The organism is Burkholderia sp. AcTa6-5, from assembly GCF_017815075.1.
GTDB classification, from domain to species: domain Bacteria; phylum Pseudomonadota; class Gammaproteobacteria; order Burkholderiales; family Burkholderiaceae; genus Burkholderia; species Burkholderia sola.
In genome coordinates this window covers 23,816-41,860 of the sequence record NZ_JAGIQE010000030.1, presented here as the reverse complement: position 1 = coordinate 41,860, position 18,045 = coordinate 23,816, and the positions used below count along the sequence as shown (strand labels likewise).

Below are 18,045 nucleotides of genomic sequence, written 5' to 3'. Positions count from 1 at the left end.
TCATGCGTCGGCGACCGGACGCGCCCGTTCGGTCAGTCGTACAGCGCGTGCAGCCGCTCGACCACGTCGAACGGCAAGCCTTCGTCATAGCCGTCCGCTTCGTCGAGATCGACGTACTCGCGTCCGTCGGTCGGTTGCAGCATCAGCGCCGGCACAGGCCGCGCGACCGGTACGTCCGGATAATCGTTCGGCCCCGCGCCATCGAAGTCGTGCGGATCGAACCAGATGCCGTGATGGGCGTAATAGCCGTCGGCATAACGTTGTTCGATGTCGCGAAGCAGCCGGAACGTATCGAGTTGATACGACGCGTCGCCCAGATCGCTTTCGTTCGCATACTGCACGAACCACGCGGCGCCGAGATTCCAGTAGATCAGCAGTGCGGTCGCGCGATCGACGTTGCGGTTGTCCAGCAGCCAGCGCAACGCGCGGCCGTTGCCATCGCAATTGGAGCGTGCGGCGAACCGGTGCCACTGCTCGGGCGTCGCGCGTTCGAGCCACGCCCGGACGATGTCCCACGCCTTCTGTTCGATTTCGGTGTCGTCCATGGATTGCGCGTTGCGGAATGAGCGGTAACGGGAAAGTCTTCGATGAGCGGCGATTCTAGCGCCGCTGCCATTCATGCGGCGTCGTCGCCCGACTCGCGACGGATCACCAGTTCGTTGAAGCCGGTGCCCGCATCCGGTTCGCGCGAGAAACGATGCGCGGGCAGCAGCGCGAGCAGGATCTCGGCCGTCGTGCGCACCACGCAGCCGCTCGCAACGTGGCCGCCCGTCACGCGGCCGGCTGCATCGGAGATCGACATATGCAGGTGTGCGCCGTCCGGCGATACGGAGCCGGCCAGCGTCAGGATTTCGAGGTCGCCGCGCAGCTCGGTCGGCTGATCGACGCCGGCGAAGCGCAACTGCGCGACGCTCAGGCTGCCGATGCCCTGGATCACGAAGGCCGCATGCGCTTCGTGCTGGCGTAGCGCTGCCTCGATGGCGCCGCGCAGATCGTCGCCGGGAGAAAGACGCAAAGGATGGGCTTGCATGGTCGAGAACCTGTGGGTCGGTCGCGGTATCGGCCAAGCGTACGTTCGCCGCGTGAATCCGGCAAGTCATCCGCTCACGATAATCCGCGCGCGTCGGCGTCTTCCCGGCGCCGTTTCATCCACTACCGCTCGACTCCGGCGACCTGCGCATACGGAATCCGCGGCATGGTTTCGCACCGGCCGCAGCGCATCGGTTTGTTGACGTACGGAACGCACACGTATCCGTATGAAAACCGACCCCAACGTATGCAAGAATCAGTTCCTCGAGGCAATCCCTGCTTTATCGCCCTCTTTCACCGAACGCTCCGTCGAATGCCCAAATGCCAGAATACGTATGAGCGGTTCCACACCCCAAGCGACGACATCGCCGCGCGGGAAGTCGCGGCAATGAGCGATGAGGAGCGTGCGCGCGCCAAGTCGGTGGGGAGCGTGCATGTCCGAAGCTGGCTCGCCATTCTGGTGATGCCGGTCGCAGTCGGGCCTGCGATCCCGATGCTCGCGTATTTGCTCGGTATGCTTGCATACCGCGGAACGGTCGATCCGGCCTTCGATATGGATCGTGCGGTTAGCGAAACAGCCGTCACCGTCATATGGGTCACGGCGCTCTTCATCGCAGCGTGGATCGGCCTGAACTGGTGCGTCGCGACGTACGGCACCCGACAGCGGTACTGGCGTGAAATGCCGTCCAACGGGCATGTCGAATTGGAGCGCCATACGCTATGCTCGGCAATCGTCGTGTGGTCGGACGACTACGATCCGGAACCCCTCTACGTCGAGGAATGGATCGACGGCAAGCTCAAATCCAGCATGACCGGAGTCAGGCAATGGATCCTGGCCCGAACGTCCGCCGGTCATTGGCTGGTGCTGGATCATCGAATTGCGGCAGACGGTTGGGGCGCGCCGCCAACGTTCCCCTCGGAGACGAAACGATTGATCCCGCGGCGAGAATTGGCAATCGCATTTGCGCCACGCACCCATATCCGCATCGGATTGAGATGGAGTGGACCAGCGGCGCCATTGACCGTGACGTCCTACCTGCTGTCTCATGCCGAATGTGAGCGCCTGGCTGCGGCGGCTCATCACTATGCTTTTTTTCCGCCGGATCAATATGGCGTCGTCGATCCCGCCGATGCAGACTGGGTCGGGGAACTCGCCGCCAAGGCACTGGAGCGCGAAGTGCCTGTCGACGTGGCGGCCGGGCGAGCGTTGACGTAATCGTCGCCGACCGATGGATTGCAACGCTGCGCGGGAAAGACAAGGTCGAGGGCTGGCTCGCGAAGTTGTGAATACAACCTCATCCGCCGACCGTCGAATCGAACTTGGCGGGCCGAATCCGATTGCGCCGCGCGAGTGCATCAGCGCGTGCGCGATCGTCTCCGCCGGAAAATGGACTGCCGCCGCGGCAGCATCAGCCGCGGTCGCGCGCCAGCAACCCGTACAGCGCGCTATCCGACACTTCGTCGCCGACGATCCAGCGTTCGCGCAGCAGCCCTTCCCGGACGAAACCCAGCCGTTCGAGCAGCCGCGCCGACGCGACGTTGCGCGGATCGATATCGGCCTCGAGCCGGTTCAGCCGCAGCGTGTCGAACGCATGATCGATCATGGCCGACGCCGCTTCGCGCATGTATCCGCCGCGCCAGAACGCGCGCCGCAGGCTGAAGCCGATCTCGGCGCGCCGGCATTGCGCGTTAGCGTGGAACAACACGCACTCGCCGAGCGTTTCGCCGGTTTCCCGCAGTTCGAGCACGCAGGTCAGGCTCTCCCCGCTCACGGACGTCTGCACGTTGCGCGCGACGCGCGCCTCGGCCTGCTCGATCTGCGTCATCGGCGAGAACGAGAAATAGCGCATCGCTTCCGCATCGGACCAGATCTCGAAGAACGCCGGTGCGTCGGCGTCGCGAAGCGGCCGCAGCACGAGGCGGGAGGTATTCAGCGTGACGGGTTCGAACAGGGGCATGGCAGCGGTCTGATGAAAATCGGGACCGTGCATTAGACCACGCGAGCCGCGCGGCAACCATGGCGCCCGTTTGCAACGCTCGACATCGAACGACCGAATCGCCGCGAAATGGACAAACCCGGGCGAACATCCCCGGGCCTGAGCACCTCATCCGTTACTGCCGGCCCCGCTTACGCCTCGAGCGCCTCCAGCACCTTCCCCTTCGTCTCGATTCCGACGAAGTGCACGGTCAGCGCCGCGATCAGCGGCACCCCGCCGATCAGATAGAACGCCGGCGCAAGGTTCCCGCCGATGATCGCGTGCGGCACGATCATCGGCGCCGCGAACGACGCGATCTTCAGCCACGCGCTGCCGAGCCCGCAGCCCGACGCGCGGATGCTCGTCGGATACTGCTCGGGCGTATAGACGTACGCGGTAATGAACCCGGACGCCATCAGCCCGAGCGACAGCGAGCAGAAGATCGCGACCACGTACACCGACGACGCGTGATAGATGCCGGCGAGCGCGAGCGACAGCGCGCACAACACGAACGACCACACGATCACCGGCTTGCGGCCGAGCTTGTCGACCAGCAGCGCGGACGCCAGCGAACCGAGCACGCCCATCACCGAGCCGATCACCGCGAGGTTCAGCGCGAGCTGCAGCGGCGCATGATAGAAGTTCTTGTAGATCGTCGGCAGCCATGTCGACAACCCGTACTGGATGAACCCGCAGGTCGCCCACAACGTCGCCACCGCGAGCGTGCGCTTGCGATATGCGGCGCTGAACAGGTCGCTCATCCGGCGCTTCGGATGCTGGCGCACCATCTCGTCGAACGCGGCCACCTGCGTGACCGGCGGCAGTTCGCCGCGCACCGATCCTTCGAACACGCCGACCGCGCGCCCGGCTTCCGCGAGCCGCCCGCGCGACGCGAGCCAGCGCGGCGATTCGGGCACGAGGTGCGTGAGCACGAGCGACAGGATCAGCGGCAGCCCGCCGACGAAGTACATGATCTCCCAGCCGAAGCGCGGCACGAGCCACGCACCGAGCGCCATCGACACGAGCAGGCCGATCGGGAACACGATCTCGTACAGCAGCACGAAACGGCCTCGGCCATGCGCGCGCGTGATCTCGTTGATGTACGTGGCCGCGACCGGCAACTCGCCGCCGAGCCCGAGCCCCTGCAGAATCCGCAGCAGTACGAATATCTCGAACGTCGGCGCGAAACCGCACGCGATGCTCGTGATGCCGATCACGGCCGAACTCCATGCGATCGCTTTCACGCGGCCATGCTTTTCCGCAAGGGCGGGAAACAGGAATGCGCCGATCAGCTGGCCGATCGCGCCGGACGCGATCAGCATGCCGATCTGCGTCGGCGACAGCCCCCACTTGTGAATCAGCAGCGGCAGCGTCGCCGCGATCGTGATCACGTCGAAGCCGTCGAAGAACGTCGCGGTGCCGATCAGCACGCGCGCGCGGATCTGCATCGCGTTGGCCGGAAGCCGCTCGAGCCGCGCGATGATCGCGCCGGGCGTGGAGGCGGCAGCTTCCATCGTGGCCCTGCCGGCCACGACGTTGTCGAAAGTGCTCATGCGGGGTGTCTCCTGGGTCTCTTTCCGGTCGAGCCGGTCAGGCAAGCGCTTGGGTCGTGTCTGCCAGGGCTTCCGTATCCACAGCCCGGCCCTGGTTCATCCACTTGCGCGCGAGCTTCAGCTCACGCGCGTTGTTCACGGCGATGACACCTCTCACATGCCCGTCGCCCACAAAAAACAGCGTCGCACGACGCGCGGCGAGATCGCCGCGCACGACGAGCTGCGCATCGGCCGGCAGATCGCCGAGGATCTGCAGGTTCACGTCGTACTGATCGGACCAGAACCACGGAATCTCCGCGTACGGTGCACGCTCGCCGAGCACGGCCTTCGCCGCCGCGATCGCCTGGTTCTGCGCGTTCGCCCACGATTCGAGCCGCACGCGCCGTTTCAGCCAGCCGTTGTGATGGTTCGCGACGTCACCGCACGCGAAGATCGCCGGGTCGCTGGTGGCGCCGTATTCGTCGACGACGATGCCGTCGGCGACCGCGAGCCCCGCATCGCTCGCGAGCGACGCGTTCAGCGCGAGGCCGATGCCGGCCACCGCGAAGTCGGCGTCGATCGTCGTGCCGTCGGCAAGCGTCGCGCGCACCTTCGATGCGTCGCCAGGCTCCACATCGAGCGACGCGAGTGCCGCGCCGAGCCGCACGTCGACACCGTTCGAGCGATGCAGGTCGAGCAGGAAGTCCGACACGACCTGCGGCACCGAGCGACCGCACAGGCGCGGCGCGCCTTCTACGACCACCGCGTCGACACCGAGCTTGCGCGCGGTCGCCGCGACTTCGAGGCCGATCCAGCCGCCGCCGATCACGAGCACGCGCCGGCTCGCACGCAGCTTCTCACCGAGCGCGGCCGCTTCGTCGAGCGTGCGCAGGTAGTGCAGATTCGGCGTGTGGACGAGCGCATCGGGCAAGCGGCGCGACGTGCCGCCGGTCGCGATCACGAGCCGGTCGTATTCGATCTCGCGGCCGCTTTCGGTTTTCACCACACGGCGTGCGCGATCGATCGAGCCCGCGCGTTCCGGCTGCCACGCTTCGACGTTCAGCGCGTCGAATTCATCGGGGCGCACGACGCGCACGGTTTCGATGTCGGCGTCGCCGGCCAGCACGGCCTTCGACAGCGGCGGGCGCTCGTACGGCAGGTGCGGCTCGTCGGCGATCATCACGAGGCGGCCCGCGAAGCCTTCAGCGCGCAGCGTCTTCAGTACCCAGCCGGCCGCCTGGCCGCCGCCGATCACGACGACCGTGGCCGGCGCGGGCTGCTCCTGTGTGTTTGCTTCGCTCATGATTTCCGCTCCGTCATGAACTTGCCTTCCGGCGCCTTCGCGTTCTTCTGCCGGCGCGTGTTGCCGTCGAGGCCGCCGTCGACGGCCCACTCGGCGAACACGGTCGGGCCCGGTTCGAATTCGCGCGGCTGCCATGCGGGCGTCAGCACGTCTTCGTCCGCGTAGTACTCGATCAGCGCGCCGGCCGGGTTCTGGAAATACCAGAAGTACGCGGACGACACCGGATGACGCCCCGGGCCGAGTTGCGTTTCCCAGCCGCAGCGGTCGATGTGCATGCCGCCGCCGAACACTTCGTGGATGTCGCGCACGGTGAACGCGACGTGGTTCAGGCCGCGCTTGCCATTCGGCAGCGCGAGCAGGAACAGGTCGTGATGGCCGCCGTGCGGCGCGCAGCGCATGAACGCGCCGCGGCCCGGATAGCGATCCGACGTCTCGAAGCCGAGCAGCTCGTGATAGAACGTTTCCTGTGCGTCGAGGCAATTCGTGAAGAACACGACGTGCCCGACTTCGACCGGCTCCGCGCGCGCGTAAATCGGGCTCGGCTGGTCGACGCGCAGCGTCTGGCCCCACACGTTCGACGGCGAGCCCGTGAGGTCGAGTGCGCGCTTGCGCGTGACTTCGACGCGGATCGCCATCCCGTTCGGGTCGATGCAGCCGACCGCATCGTCCTGTGCGTAGTAGCCGGGCTGACCGGCCAGCTTCGTGCGCAGTGCGTCGAATTCGCGCCGCGTCGCGACGCCCCACGTGACTTCCCGCAACGTCGGCCCCGCTTCGAACGCAGGCGGCAGCGACGGATCGTCGGCCTTCACGACGAGCACGGTGCAACCGTTCAGCGTCTCGAAACGCGCACGCGTGTCGTCATGCGCGACTTCCTTCAAGCCCCAGTCGGCGAAAAAGCGCCGGCACGTCGCGAGATCGTCGACACCGTACGTGATCTGCTCGATTCCCAAGATGCTCATTGCGTCATTCCCCTTCGCTCAGTTCGCCCACGGCAGCGGCGCGTCGTTCAAGCCCCAGTAGAGGCTCTTCTGCTGCATGTATTCGCGGATGCCGAGACGCCCTTTCTCGCGGCCCATCCCGCTCTCCTTCCAGCCCGAGAACGGCGTGGAGATCGAGAACAGCTTGTACGTATTGATCCAGACGGTGCCCGTCTCCAGTGCCCTCGCGATGCGCCACGCGCGCTTGTAATCCCGCGTCCAGATGCCGGCCGCGAGGCCGAACACGCTGTCGTTCGCCTGCGCGATCAGCGACGCTTCGTCGTCGAACGGCATCGCGACCAGCACCGGCCCGAAGATTTCCTCCTGGCAGATGCGTGCGCTGTTCGACAAGCCTTCGAGAATCGTCGGCTGATAGAAGAAGCCGTCCTCGCGCCCGTCGCCCGACGGCCGCTCGCCGCCGCACAGCAGGCGACCGCCTTCTTCCAGCCCGAGCGCGACGTAGCGTTCGACCGATTCGCGATGCTTCGCGGTGATCAGCGGGCCCATCTGCGTGTCGGGCCGCGTCGGGTCGCCCACGCGCAGCTTGCGTGCGCCGGCTACCAGCCGCTGCATGAATGCGTCGTACACCGCGCGCTGCACGAACAGCCGCGAGCCGGCGATGCATGCTTCGCCCGACGAGCTGAAGATCCCGTACAGCACGCCGTTGACCGCGTGATCGAGATCGGCGTCGTCGAACACGATCGTCGGCGACTTGCCGCCGAGTTCGAGCGATACGGGCATCAGTTTCTCGGCGGCGATGCGGGCAATGCCGCGGCCCACTTCGGTGCCGCCGGTGAACGACACCTTCTTCACCAGCGGATGACGCACGAGCACGTCGCCGATCACCGAGCCCTTGCCCGGCAGCACGCTCAGCACGCCCTTCGGCACGCCGGCTTCCTCGCAAATGCGCGCCAACGCGAGCGACACGAGCGGCGTGACCTCGGCCGGCTTGAGCACCACCGCGTTGCCGCCGGCCAGCGCCGGCGCGAGTTTCTGCGCATCGGATGCGATCGGCGAGTTCCACGGCGTGATCGCCGCGATCACGCCGATCGGCTCGTACACGCTCATCGTCAGGTAGTCGCCGCGCGACGGCGTCAGCTCTTCGTCGAGCGTTTCGAGGCACGCCGCGAAATAGCGGAACGTGTTCGCCGCGCTGGCCACCAGCACGCGCGTCTCGGCGATCGGCTTGCCGTTGTCGCGGCGCTGCAGGTTCGCGAGCGCCTCGTGACGCTGCATGATCAGGTCGGCGATCCGGTACAGCACCTGCGCGCGCTGGTGCGGCTTCAGCCCGGCCCAGTCGGCGCGGCGCCATGCGGCGTCAGCGGCCGCGACGGCGTCGGCCGCGTCTTCCGCGTTCGCCGTCGACACTTCCATGTTCAGCGACTGGTCGGCCGGATAGATGCTCGCATACGGCGCGCCACGGCCGCGCCGCCACTCGCCGCCGATCAGGATGTTGCCGTCGGGCACGAGGCTCGTATCGAAAGGAGTCATGTCACAAGTCCCACAAATCTGTCTCTGCACATCCGCCCTCACCGTGGCGCGGGCGGACGCTCGATGGTCCGCTCAGATCACGCAGCAGGCCGCGCGGTTGCGCAGCGCGCGAATCGCGCTGTACGCGGTCAGCGCGGACGTCTTCGGGTTGTCGGGCAGCGGCTTGCCGCTCATTTCCAGCGACATCTCGCCGAATGCGCCGCGCGCGGTGATGCGGTGCACGTTGCGCTCGACGGCCGGATCGGCGATCAGGCGCACGTGCGTCGCGTCGAGGCCGAGGCCCGCGAGCGCCACCGTCGCCGCGACGTTCGCGTTCTTCGGATACAGCCGCGCGGCGTCGCGCGCGGTGCCTTCGAAGATCACCTTTTCCTCGCTCATCGCGTGCAGGTCGCACAGCGCCTCGGCCGGCGTGTCGAGCCAGCCGAGCGGCGGCTTGCGGCCGACGTACAGCACTTCGTCGAGGCCCCCCTGCTTCGCCGACGCCAGCGCGTCGATGCCGCCAATTGCGCCGGACAGCAGCGTCACGGTGGCGCCACCTTCGTCGGCGGCCTGCGACAGCACGTCGAGCAGCGCGAGGTCGGACAGCGCGCCGATCGACGCGACCGCGCAGTCGGTGCCGGCCTTCAGCAACGGCACGACGTGATCGACGAGCGCGCTGTGGCCCGCGCATTCGAGCGCGAACCCGGGGCGGCGGGCCAGTGCGTCGACCGACGACACGACCTCCACCGCACTGCCAAGCTCGCGCTGCACTGCGTCGCGCTGATGCTCCGGCACGATCACGTGCGCGACGTGCAGCGACGCATCGTGCTCGACCGCGCGGTACACGGCTGCGCCGATCGCGCCGAAGCCGATCATCGCGACGTCGACGGGTGCCCGCTTGTGCCCGTTACGCATACTGGCGCTCCGTCGGCGCTTCCTTCTTGACCGGCGGGCCCGCGAACGCAGACGCGAACGAGCCGACCGACAGCATGTCGACCTCGACCATCACCGGCCCTTCCTTCGCGATCCCTTCGCGGACGATCGCTTCGGCCTGGTCGAGCGACGTGATCCGGTAGTGCGTGAGGCCGAAGCTCGCGCAGAACTGCGCGAAATCGGGCTGGTGCAGTTGCACGAAGCAGCGGCGACCGCCGTAGTGCGCGTCCTGGATGTTGCGGATCACGCCGTAGCACTGGTCGTTCATCAGCACGATCATCACGTTCGCGCTTTCCTGCACGGCCGTCACCAGTTCGCCGACGTTGACCATCAGGCCGCCGTCGCCGACGAGGCAGACCGTCTTCGCCGCCGAACCGGCCAGCGCCGCGCCGATGCCCATCTGGATGCCCTGGCCGATGCCGCCGCCGAGCGCATGCACGCCCGCGCGCGGCTCGAAGATCTTCAGCAGGCGGTTGCCCCACGTGCTGTTCGAGATCGTCACGTCGCGCACCCAGTTGTAGTCGCGGCCAACGGCGCCTTGCAGCGTGTCGACGAGCTTCTTGTACGGCCCGAGGCCTTTCGCCACATCGGCCACCGCGTCCTCGCGGGCCGCCGCGAGATCGGCCGCGAATTGCGGATCGACCGACAGACGGCCTTCGAGGCGGTCGGCCAGCTCCGCCAGCACGCGCTTCGAATCGCCGTGCACGAACAGCGCGTTGCGATAGCCACGGTTGTCGGCGAGCGCATCGGCATCGACGCGGAACAACGGCTGCGGCAGCGCAAGCTTGTACTTCAGCGTTTCGTTGCCGCGCAAGCGCGAGCCGACCACGACGAGCGCGTCGCAGGTCTTGTAGAACGCCTCGACCGACGCATGCACGTTGAACGCGCCGAGCGTCGCCGGGTGATCTTCCGGCAGCACGCCGCGGCCCTGCACGCTCGTCACGACACCGAAGCCGAGCTTCACGAGGCGTTCGACCTCGTCGCGTGCATGGCGCGCGCCGCCGCCGAGCCACAGCAGCGGGCGGCGCTTGGCCGCGAGCGCGTCGGCGAGCTTCGCGACGCGTGCTTCGTCGTGCTCGCGCACCGCAACGTGCGCCGGTGCGAGGTCTTCCGGCCATTCGATTTCGGCTGCCTGGATGTCGATCGGAATCTCGACCGACACGGGGCCCGTCGGCGCGGTCTGCGCGATGCGCACGGCTTCGCGGATCGTCGGCAGCACGGTTTCGACCGTGCGCACGCGGAACGCGGCCTTCGAGATCGAATGCAGCATCGACAGCTGGTCCGGCGCTTCGTGGATGTACGCGAGATCCTGGTCGAGGTACGGCGTCTCGATCTGCCCCGTGACGTGCAGCAGCGCGGTACCGGCCGTCAGCGCCTCGACCATCGCGCCGGCCGCGTTGCCCGCCGCCGTGCCCGTGCTCGTGAACGCGACGCCGAGGCCGCCCGACACGCGGGCCAGCCCGTCGGCCATGTTCAATGCACCGGCTTCGCCGCGTGCACCGACATACCGGATGTTGCCGCGCGAGTTGATCGCGTCGAGGATCGGCATGTTGTGGATCGAGATGACACCGAATGCGGTCTTCACGCCGCACTGCTCGAGAAAGGCGGCAATCAGCTCGCCAACCGTGGTTTTTTTAGACATGGCGTGCAAAGCCTCCAGAAACGTCGATATGGCTGCCCGTCGTGTAGGACGACAGATGCGTTGCGAGATAAAAAAGGGCCCAGGCCGCCTCGTCGGGCTTGCCGAAGCGATTCAGCGGAATGTTCTTCTTGCGGGCGAGCGCGCTCGTCCAGTCCTCCCAGCTTTCGCCGGGCTGCGCCTGCGCTTCATGGCGGCGGCGCCACTGCCCCGACTCGACGATGCCGATCAGGATCGAGTTCACGCGGATGCGCTGCGGCGCGAGTTCGGTCGCGAGCGATTTCACGAGGCTCAGCACGCCGGCGCGCGCCGACGACGTCGCGACCATGTGCGGCTCCGGCTGCAGCGCGAGCAGCGAGTTCACGCAGGTGATCGACGGCGCGGCCGACTCGCGCAGCAGCGGCAGGAACGCGCGCGTCGGGCGAATGATGCTGAAGTACTTCAGCTCGAGTTCTTCGCGCCACGCGTCGTCGGTCGTGTCGGCGAAGGTCGACACGCGGCCCTGGCCGGCGTTGTTGACCAGCATGTCGGCGCGGTCGAAACGGGCGGACACCGCTTGCGCGAATGCAGTCACGTCGGCTTCGTCGAGCACGTCGCAGCGTGCGGTCAGCAGTTGGGCATCCGCGTACTTGTCGCGCAGCTTCGCTTCGGCGCGTGCGAGGCGTTCGCCATCGCGGCCGCAAATCGCGACCGACGCACCGGCCTGAAGGAACCGTTCGGCCGTCGCGAGGCCGATGCCGGACGAACCGCCCGTCACCACCGCTACTTGCCCGGTCAGATCGATCTCAATCATCGGAGTCCTAAAGCCTTCATGAACGTGTGCTCGTCATCCGAGCGGTAATTGAGCCGCCGCGACAATTCCGCCGCCGCGCGCTGCACCTTGTCGATCAGCCCGTCCGCGATCAGCGCCGCGTCGATCTCCGGCCTCGGCACCGTCACCGTGATGCACGCGACGATCTTCTGCGTCTCGTTGCGCACCGGCGCCGTGACGACCGAGATCCCGCGCTCGAACGACGAATTGCTGACGCCGTAGCCGCGCAGCGCATCCTCGCGGATCACTTCGTACAGCGCGTCGACCGTTTCCGGCGTCGCGCTCGTCATCCGGTTCAGCGCGCCTTCCGGATACAGCGCATGCAGTTCCTTCAGCGACAGGTCGCCCATCAGCACGTGGCCGTGCGTCGTCGCATGCGCGGGCAGCCGCGTACCGACGTTCACACGAATCGAACTGAACACCGGCGACTGGCTCTGCGCCTTCGCGACGAACACCACGTCGCGGCCGTCGCGAATCACGATATGCGTCGTGAAGCCGGTCGCATCGCGCAGGCTCTCGATCACCGGCAGGCCGAGATCGGTCAATTCCAGCGAGCTCAGGTATTCGAAGCCGAGCCGCAGCACGGCGATGCCGAGCTTGTAGTTGCGATCCTTGTCCGCACGTTCGAGAAAGCCGAGCGATTCGAGCGTCTGCAACAGACGGAACACCGTCGTGCGCGGAATGCCGAGCCGTTTCGACAGCTCGGGCGCGCCGAGCACGGGCTCGCGCGGCGAGAATTCGGCGAGGATGCGCAGCCCGCGTTCGAGGCCCGGCACCACGTAGCCGGCTTCGGTCTTCGCATTGTCCGCGTCCTGCTGGTGTTGCAACGGTTCGCTCATTCCCGCCCCCGTTGACCATCGCACTGGCGGCAGAAGCCGTCTATCAGCGCGGAATAGACTGCCGGCGCTTCCACATAACCGGCGTGCCCTGCCTGCGGAATCACCTGCAGCCCGACGTGCGCGGCCGCGGCGATCCGCTCGCATGCAGCGGGCGGCGTGATCGCATCGTTCGCGCCGACGGCCACGGCGATGCGGCCGCGAAAGCCGGCGAGATCGGCCGCGAGATCGGCGTTCGCGAGCAGACGCGTGGCCTGCGCATAGCCGGCCGGCACGATGCGCGCCATGTTCCAGCGCACCCACGCCCGCGCCTCCTCGTTCGCGAAACCGGACAGCATGTTGCCGCTGCGCTGCTCGGCGAGCCCGGCCGGGCCGAGTTCCGCGAGCATCGCGAGCCGCGCGTCGCGGCGCGATTCGCGCGTGTCGGCCGGTGCGCCGCCGTAGCCGCCCGCGGGCGAAATCAGCAGCAGGCCGGCGATCCGCGCGGGCATCACGCGCGCCAACCCGCCCGCGATGATCGCGCCGAGCGAATGCCCGACCAGCACGCAGCGTTCGATGCCGAGTGCGTCGAGCCACGCGTTCAGCGACGCCGCGTAATCGGCGGCGGCCGGCGACGCGCCGCGCACCGGCGTCGACACGCCGTAACCGGGCGCATCCCACGCGAGCACGCGGCGCGACGCGCCGAGCGTGTCGAGCTGGCGGACCCACGATGCGGCGCCCGAGCCGATCCCGTGCAGCAGCACGACGGGCAGCGTGCGGCCCGCATGCTGCGCGCCGGCCTCCCGGTAGCCGATCGTGCCCGCCGCGCCGGCTTCGCAACGCTGCTCGGGAAACTGTCCGAGCAGCGCGGCGAACGCCGCGGTGCGGTCGCGTTCACGTTCGCGTTTGTCGATGACACTCATTGCTTCACCGGCTCCGTCTCAACGCTTGATCTTCGCGAGCGGCGAATCGGGCGGATACGTCGGCGTGATCGGCTTCGACGAACCGAGCATCACGCACATCAGCGCATCTTCCTCGCCGATGTTGATTTCCGTCCGATACACGCCCGGCGGCACCGAGATCAGGTCGCGCTCGCCGAGGATCGCTTCCCAAGTCTCGCCGTCGCGCTCGCAGATCACCTTCATCTTGCCGCGCAGCACGAAGAAGATTTCCTCGACGTCGATATGGATGTGGCTCGGGCCGATGTTGCCGGCCGGGATCACCATCGTCGAGAACGTGAAGTTGCCGGCCGGCACCGTGTTGACGTCCTTCGCGACGCCCGTGCCGCCCGTGCCGACGTAGCGCATCTGCGCACGGCGGTACTTTGGGTCGTAGTCGGCCTGGAACTTCAGTGCGTCCCAGTCGTAGCGCCGCGTCGCGTAGCGCGCGACGCGCCCTTCCATCCAGTCGTTGAAGCTTGCGCCTTCCGGCTGGTCCCACGACTTGCGTTCGAGATCGGCGTCCGCCATCGTCCTCTCCTTCATTCCGAGTGAAAACTTCAAATCAGTTCATTACGAAGCCGCCGTTCACCGGCAGCAGTTGGCCCGTCACGAAACGCGCGCCGTCCGACAGCAGGAACAGCACGGGGCCCGTCACGTCGTCGGGCACCTGCGTGCGTGCCAGCGCACGGCCCTGCAGGTAGAACGCATGCCGTTCGGCCGGCACGTAAGCGGTCGCCTCGACTTCGGTCAGCCCCGGCGCGATCGCGTTGACCGTCACGCCGTGCGCGCCGAATTCGCGTGCCTGCGCATGCGTCATCGCGATCACCGCACCCTTGCTCGCGACGTAGGCGAGCAGCTTCGGCGCGCCCCACAGCGCGGTGTCCGATGCGAGGTTCACGATCGCGCCGCGGCCCGATTGCGCGAGATGCGGCAGCGCCGCATTGCTGACGAGCCACACGCCGCGCACGTTCACGTTCATCACGGCATCCCACGTCGACACGTCGAGCTCCGTCGAGAGCTTGCCGCCCGAGTTCGTGATCGCCGCGTTGTTGATCAGCGCGTCGATGCCGCCGAGCGTCGCCGCGCCCTGCGCGACGAACGCGTCGATACTGGCCGGGTCAGCCAGGTCGAGCGCGAAGAAATGCGCGGTGTGGCCGGCTTGCGCGAGCTGCGCGGCCAGCGCGCGGCCCTCTTCGATCAGCACGTCGCCGAACGCGACCTGCGCGCCCGCCTCGACCAGCGCGTTCACGAAGGCGGCGCCGAGACCGCGCGCGCCGCCCGTGACGAGCACGCGGCGACCGGGCAGCGCCACGACCGGAGCGAGCTCAGCCATTCGCGGGCTCCGAAGCGGCGTGGGCCGCGCGATGCGCGTCGAGCGCGGACAGATGCTCCTGCGCACGCTGGCGCAGCATCCGGCGCACGCGCGTGATGCCGACGTCGTGCTGGTACAGGTATTCGTGATCGCGCGCATGCGGCGCGAGGCTTTCGAGGACGTAGCGATCCTGCTCGAGCACGTCCCAGTGCAGGCCTTCGAGGCGGTTGCGGTACATGAAGCGCCACACGTCGCGCTGCCAGCCGCCGACCTTGCGGGTACGCCAGAAGTAGACCTGACAGTGGTCGCCGTCGACCGGCGTCGCGAAACCGATGATCCCGAAGTTGCCGCCGGGGCCGAACTTCTGCTTGTACGGAATCGCGAGGCGCATCCACAGGCAGCCGGTTTCGCCGAGCTCGACCCAGTCGAAGTTCACGTCGCGCTGGCCGATCTTCTCGAACATCAGGCCCGTGTCAGTCTTGCGCACGCGCATGTCGGCCTGCTTGTCGCCTTCGGCCATCGAGTGCGACGTCGCATGCAGATACGCGCCGTGCATCGGGTCCATCACGTTGTCGATCGCATACTGGTAATTGCACTTCCAGTTCGACACGCACAGGAAGTGCGCGTACTCGTCGGCGACCAGCTCTTCCGGCAGGTTCAGCGCGGCCGGCTCGCCGTGCGCTTCGTCGCCGAACCACAGGAAGATCGCGCCGGCCTTCTCTTCGACCGGATACGACTTCACGCACTTCGTGCCTTCGAGCGGACAGTTCGACACGGCCGGCACGCGATTGACCGTGCCGCCGCCGTCTACTTCGATGCCGTGATACCAGCACGCGATGTTGCCGCCGAGGTTCCAGCCGAGCGACAGGCGCGCGCCGCGGTGCGGGCAGCGATCTTCCAGCGCGTGGACCTTGCCTTCGTGATCGCGCCACAGCACGATCTGCTCGGACAGGCGCGTGAGGCCGACGGGCGCGTTCGACACCTGCCAGCTCGGCGCGACGGGATACCAGTAGTTCTTGATGCCGCGGTCGAGATAGTCGCGGACCGCGTCGTGTTGGGTTTCGTGTTGGTCGGGGGACGTCATCAGTGTGCTCCGGATGCGGTTGTCGTCGGGCCGCCGCTCAGGCGCGCGGCGCGGTCGGTGCGTTCATTCCGCCAGCGAGGCCATTTCGGCGCGGAAACGCTCAGGTGTCCAAATCGTGCCGTCCGGCGCGCGAAAGCCGATGCGGTTCAGGCCCGCGACGACGTCGTCCAGCTCGGTCGCGCCGCTCTCGAACACGCGTTCGAGCGCATCGCCGAGGTCGTTCTCGTACTGCGTCGGTTCGGCCTTGCGGTTCTGCCAGACCTGGTTCTCGACCTGCCCCGGAATCTCGATCTGCCCCTTGCCCGCGACGTTGTTCGGCTGCGGCGCCACCCACGGCTTCAGGAAGGGATTGAAATTGACGGTCGCTTCTTTCATGTCATTCCACCTTGATCTGGATTTCTTCACCGGCCAGACGCACCGCGTACTGCTTCAGCGCACGCCCGCCCGGGCCCTTCAGGCATGCGCCCGTCTTGATGTCGAACACGGCTTCGTGCAGCGGGCATTCCACCGTGCCTTCGTCGACGAACCCCTGCGTCAGCAGCGCGTACGCATGCGGGCACACGTTCTCGAGCGCATACACGTCGTCGCCGACGCGGTAGATCCCGATTTCCACGCCGTCGGTCCGCTTGAACTCGATCGGCGTGTCTTCCGACAGCGCGCCGGCGTGGCCGGCGCAAACCCATTGTTCAGACATCTCGCACCCTTCCTTCTGATCGACTCTCGGTTTGTTCCTATTTGTTCCATATTAGGAACGTCAGTTTATGGATGGTGATTATAGGAGCGACTTTCCGCGAGTAAAATAAAAAGCTGCATGTCCTAGGGAAAACACCGACACCTCGCTCGACCGCTCCCTTCGCCTACTCTGTCGAATGTAATTTTTTGTTATGTGACGGGGATTTATCGGCTTTTTCGAGACGTCACGCAGGATTGCCGGGCGTCGGCCCGGCGCTCATCCGTCCCGAAAAATTTATTTTTGATCGGGCGCACACCCCCTCTATACTCCATTCCATTAAAGGCACGTTGTTCCTTATATGGAACATAAGAATGTCCTTTCGGCGATGAACATGCGCGACGGCCGGCCGTCCCCGCGCAGGCCGTCACAACACGTATTCATCAGGTTGGAGAGTCAGGAGATCAAATGGTCAAGCATGCGGTAGCAGCAGCAGTCATCGGGATGGGCGCCGCGTCGGGCGCGTGGGCGCTGAGCAGCGTGGTGCTGTACGGCAGCATGGATGCGGGCGTCGCCTACGTGAACAACGTCGGCGGCCACGCGAAGTGGGCGATGATCCAGGGCAATACGCAGCCCGACCGGTGGGGCCTGAAGGGCAAGGAAGATCTCGGCGACGGGCTGTCGGCGATCTTCCAGCTGGAAAACGGCTTCTATACGAACAACGGCCAGTTCGCGACGGCGAACACGATCTGGAACCGCGCGGCGTTCGTCGGCCTCAGTGCCGAGCGCTACGGCACGCTGACGCTCGGCCGCCAGACGCCGCTGACGTTCGACTATCTCGATCCGCTCAGCACCGCGTACCTCGCGCTGAGCTGGTTTGCGTTCCATCCGGGCAACATCGACGCGCTCGCCGCAACCGGTAACGTGCCGTACAACAATTCGGTCAAGTACCGTTCGCCGACCTTCGCGGGTTTCTCGGCCGCGGCGACGCTCGCGCTCGGCAACACGACGAACTTCTCGACCGGCAAATCGGTCGGCGTCGCGCTGAACTATGCGAACGGGCCGTTCAAGGCGTCGGCCGTCTACTCGAACGAGCACGACCGCTCGATCCTGATCAGCCAGACGGGCATCACGTCGTTCCAGGGGCAGAACACCGCGAACGGCTACCTCGCGAACAAGGTCGAGAACATCGGCGCGGGCGCGTCGTACCAGATCGGCGACTTCCTCGTGCATGGCCTCTACACGCGCGTGAAGATGCAGTCGAACGGGTTTTCCGACACGTTCCAAAGCTACGACGCGGGCGTGAACTACCGCAGCAGCGCGTTCAACACGATCGCGGGCGGCGCGGCGACCACGACGCTGGCCGGCCGCCGCTGGACGCAGGTCGAACTCGGCGACATCTACGCGTTGTCGAAGCGTACGCAGTTGTATGCGAACGTGCTTTACGAACACGGTTCGGGCGGCGCAAAGGCTGCGTTCTTCACGGCCGGCGTGTCGAGCACCGCGAACCAGGTGATCGTGCTGACCGGCATTCATCACTCGTTCTGAGTGAA

Annotated in this window: 19 protein-coding genes; 2 read left to right on the top strand and 17 right to left on the bottom strand. The window is 66.7% G+C overall.

All coding sequences use genetic code 11. The features are described 5' to 3' along the window. Positions 1-32: 32 nt before the first annotated feature. Together J8I33_RS29500 and J8I33_RS29495 are read right to left on the bottom strand one after the other, a co-directional pair. Positions 33-545, bottom strand: coding sequence for a DUF4274 domain-containing protein (locus tag J8I33_RS29500; protein ID WP_050011911.1), 513 nt, complete (start codon positions 543-545; stop codon positions 33-35). Positions 546-616: 71 nt separating this feature from the next. Continuing rightward, complete coding sequence (locus J8I33_RS29495; protein ID WP_050011912.1) at positions 617-1,030, bottom strand: PPC domain-containing DNA-binding protein; 414 nt, start codon at positions 1,028-1,030, stop codon at positions 617-619. Positions 1,031-1,342: 312 nt separating this feature from the next. On the opposite strand from J8I33_RS29495, the gene J8I33_RS29490 reads away from it, so the two are divergent. Beyond that, a complete protein-coding gene (locus J8I33_RS29490; protein WP_050011913.1) occupies positions 1,343-2,245 on the top strand; it encodes a hypothetical protein in 903 nt (300 codons plus the stop codon). Positions 2,246-2,438: 193 nt separating this feature from the next. On the opposite strand, the gene J8I33_RS29485 is transcribed toward J8I33_RS29490, so the two are convergent. The 15 genes from J8I33_RS29485 to J8I33_RS29415 form a co-directional block, all read right to left on the bottom strand. Continuing rightward, entirely contained in the window at positions 2,439-2,987 is a 549-nt protein-coding gene (locus tag J8I33_RS29485) for a GNAT family N-acetyltransferase (protein ID WP_209924945.1), read from the bottom strand. 170 nt (positions 2,988-3,157) lie between these two features. Next, a complete protein-coding gene (locus tag J8I33_RS29480) occupies positions 3,158-4,558 on the bottom strand; it encodes an MFS transporter (RefSeq protein WP_209924867.1) in 1,401 nt (466 codons plus the stop codon). Between the two features lie 37 nt (positions 4,559-4,595). Beyond that, entirely contained in the window at positions 4,596-5,840 is a 1,245-nt protein-coding gene (locus J8I33_RS29475; protein ID WP_209939614.1) for an FAD-dependent oxidoreductase, read from the bottom strand. Then, positions 5,837-6,799 (bottom strand): VOC family protein, encoded by a 963-nt coding sequence (locus tag J8I33_RS29470; protein WP_209939613.1) that lies wholly within the window; start codon positions 6,797-6,799, stop codon positions 5,837-5,839. Before J8I33_RS29470 ends, J8I33_RS29475 begins: the two co-directional genes overlap by 4 nt. Before the next feature lie 18 nt (positions 6,800-6,817). Then, on the bottom strand, positions 6,818-8,308 hold the full coding sequence (locus J8I33_RS29465) for an aldehyde dehydrogenase (protein WP_124654392.1): 1,491 nt from the start codon (positions 8,306-8,308) through the stop codon (positions 6,818-6,820). Positions 8,309-8,380: 72 nt separating this feature from the next. After that, entirely contained in the window at positions 8,381-9,202 is an 822-nt protein-coding gene (locus J8I33_RS29460) for an aspartate dehydrogenase (protein ID WP_050011919.1), read from the bottom strand. Next, complete coding sequence (locus J8I33_RS29455; protein WP_209939612.1) at positions 9,195-10,862, bottom strand: thiamine pyrophosphate-binding protein; 1,668 nt, start codon at positions 10,860-10,862, stop codon at positions 9,195-9,197. The genes J8I33_RS29460 and J8I33_RS29455 overlap by 8 nt, the downstream gene beginning before the upstream one ends. Further along, a complete protein-coding gene (locus J8I33_RS29450; protein WP_209939611.1) occupies positions 10,855-11,652 on the bottom strand; it encodes an SDR family oxidoreductase in 798 nt (265 codons plus the stop codon). The genes J8I33_RS29455 and J8I33_RS29450 overlap by 8 nt, the downstream gene beginning before the upstream one ends. Beyond that, a complete protein-coding gene (locus J8I33_RS29445) occupies positions 11,649-12,509 on the bottom strand; it encodes an IclR family transcriptional regulator (RefSeq protein ID WP_124654396.1) in 861 nt (286 codons plus the stop codon). The genes J8I33_RS29450 and J8I33_RS29445 overlap by 4 nt, the downstream gene beginning before the upstream one ends. Continuing rightward, a complete protein-coding gene (locus tag J8I33_RS29440) occupies positions 12,506-13,408 on the bottom strand; it encodes an alpha/beta hydrolase (RefSeq protein ID WP_209924864.1) in 903 nt (300 codons plus the stop codon). The genes J8I33_RS29445 and J8I33_RS29440 overlap by 4 nt, the downstream gene beginning before the upstream one ends. Positions 13,409-13,426: 18 nt before the next feature. Then, positions 13,427-13,954 carry a cupin domain-containing protein gene (locus J8I33_RS29435; RefSeq protein WP_006489904.1) on the bottom strand — a complete coding sequence of 176 codons (528 nt, stop codon included), beginning with the start codon at positions 13,952-13,954 and terminating at the stop codon, positions 13,427-13,429. Positions 13,955-13,988: 34 nt separating this feature from the next. After that, positions 13,989-14,759: an SDR family oxidoreductase gene (locus J8I33_RS29430; RefSeq protein ID WP_209924863.1), complete on the bottom strand. Its 771-nt coding sequence runs from the start codon at positions 14,757-14,759 to the stop codon at positions 13,989-13,991. Beyond that, positions 14,752-15,822, bottom strand: coding sequence for an aromatic ring-hydroxylating dioxygenase subunit alpha (locus J8I33_RS29425; protein WP_089489495.1), 1,071 nt, complete (start codon positions 15,820-15,822; stop codon positions 14,752-14,754). The genes J8I33_RS29430 and J8I33_RS29425 overlap by 8 nt, the downstream gene beginning before the upstream one ends. Before the next feature lie 63 nt (positions 15,823-15,885). After that, the gene (locus tag J8I33_RS29420) at positions 15,886-16,197 is read right to left on the bottom strand and encodes a recombinase-like helix-turn-helix domain-containing protein (RefSeq protein WP_050011926.1); all 312 of its coding nucleotides are present in this window, start codon (positions 16,195-16,197) and stop codon (positions 15,886-15,888) included. A 1-nt stretch (position 16,198) separates the two neighbouring features. Next, positions 16,199-16,516: a non-heme iron oxygenase ferredoxin subunit gene (locus tag J8I33_RS29415; RefSeq protein WP_050011927.1), complete on the bottom strand. Its 318-nt coding sequence runs from the start codon at positions 16,514-16,516 to the stop codon at positions 16,199-16,201. Positions 16,517-16,960: 444 nt separating this feature from the next. On the opposite strand from J8I33_RS29415, the gene J8I33_RS29410 reads away from it, so the two are divergent. Then, positions 16,961-18,040, top strand: coding sequence for a porin (locus tag J8I33_RS29410; RefSeq protein WP_209939610.1), 1,080 nt, complete (start codon positions 16,961-16,963; stop codon positions 18,038-18,040). Positions 18,041-18,045: the final 5 nt, after the last annotated feature.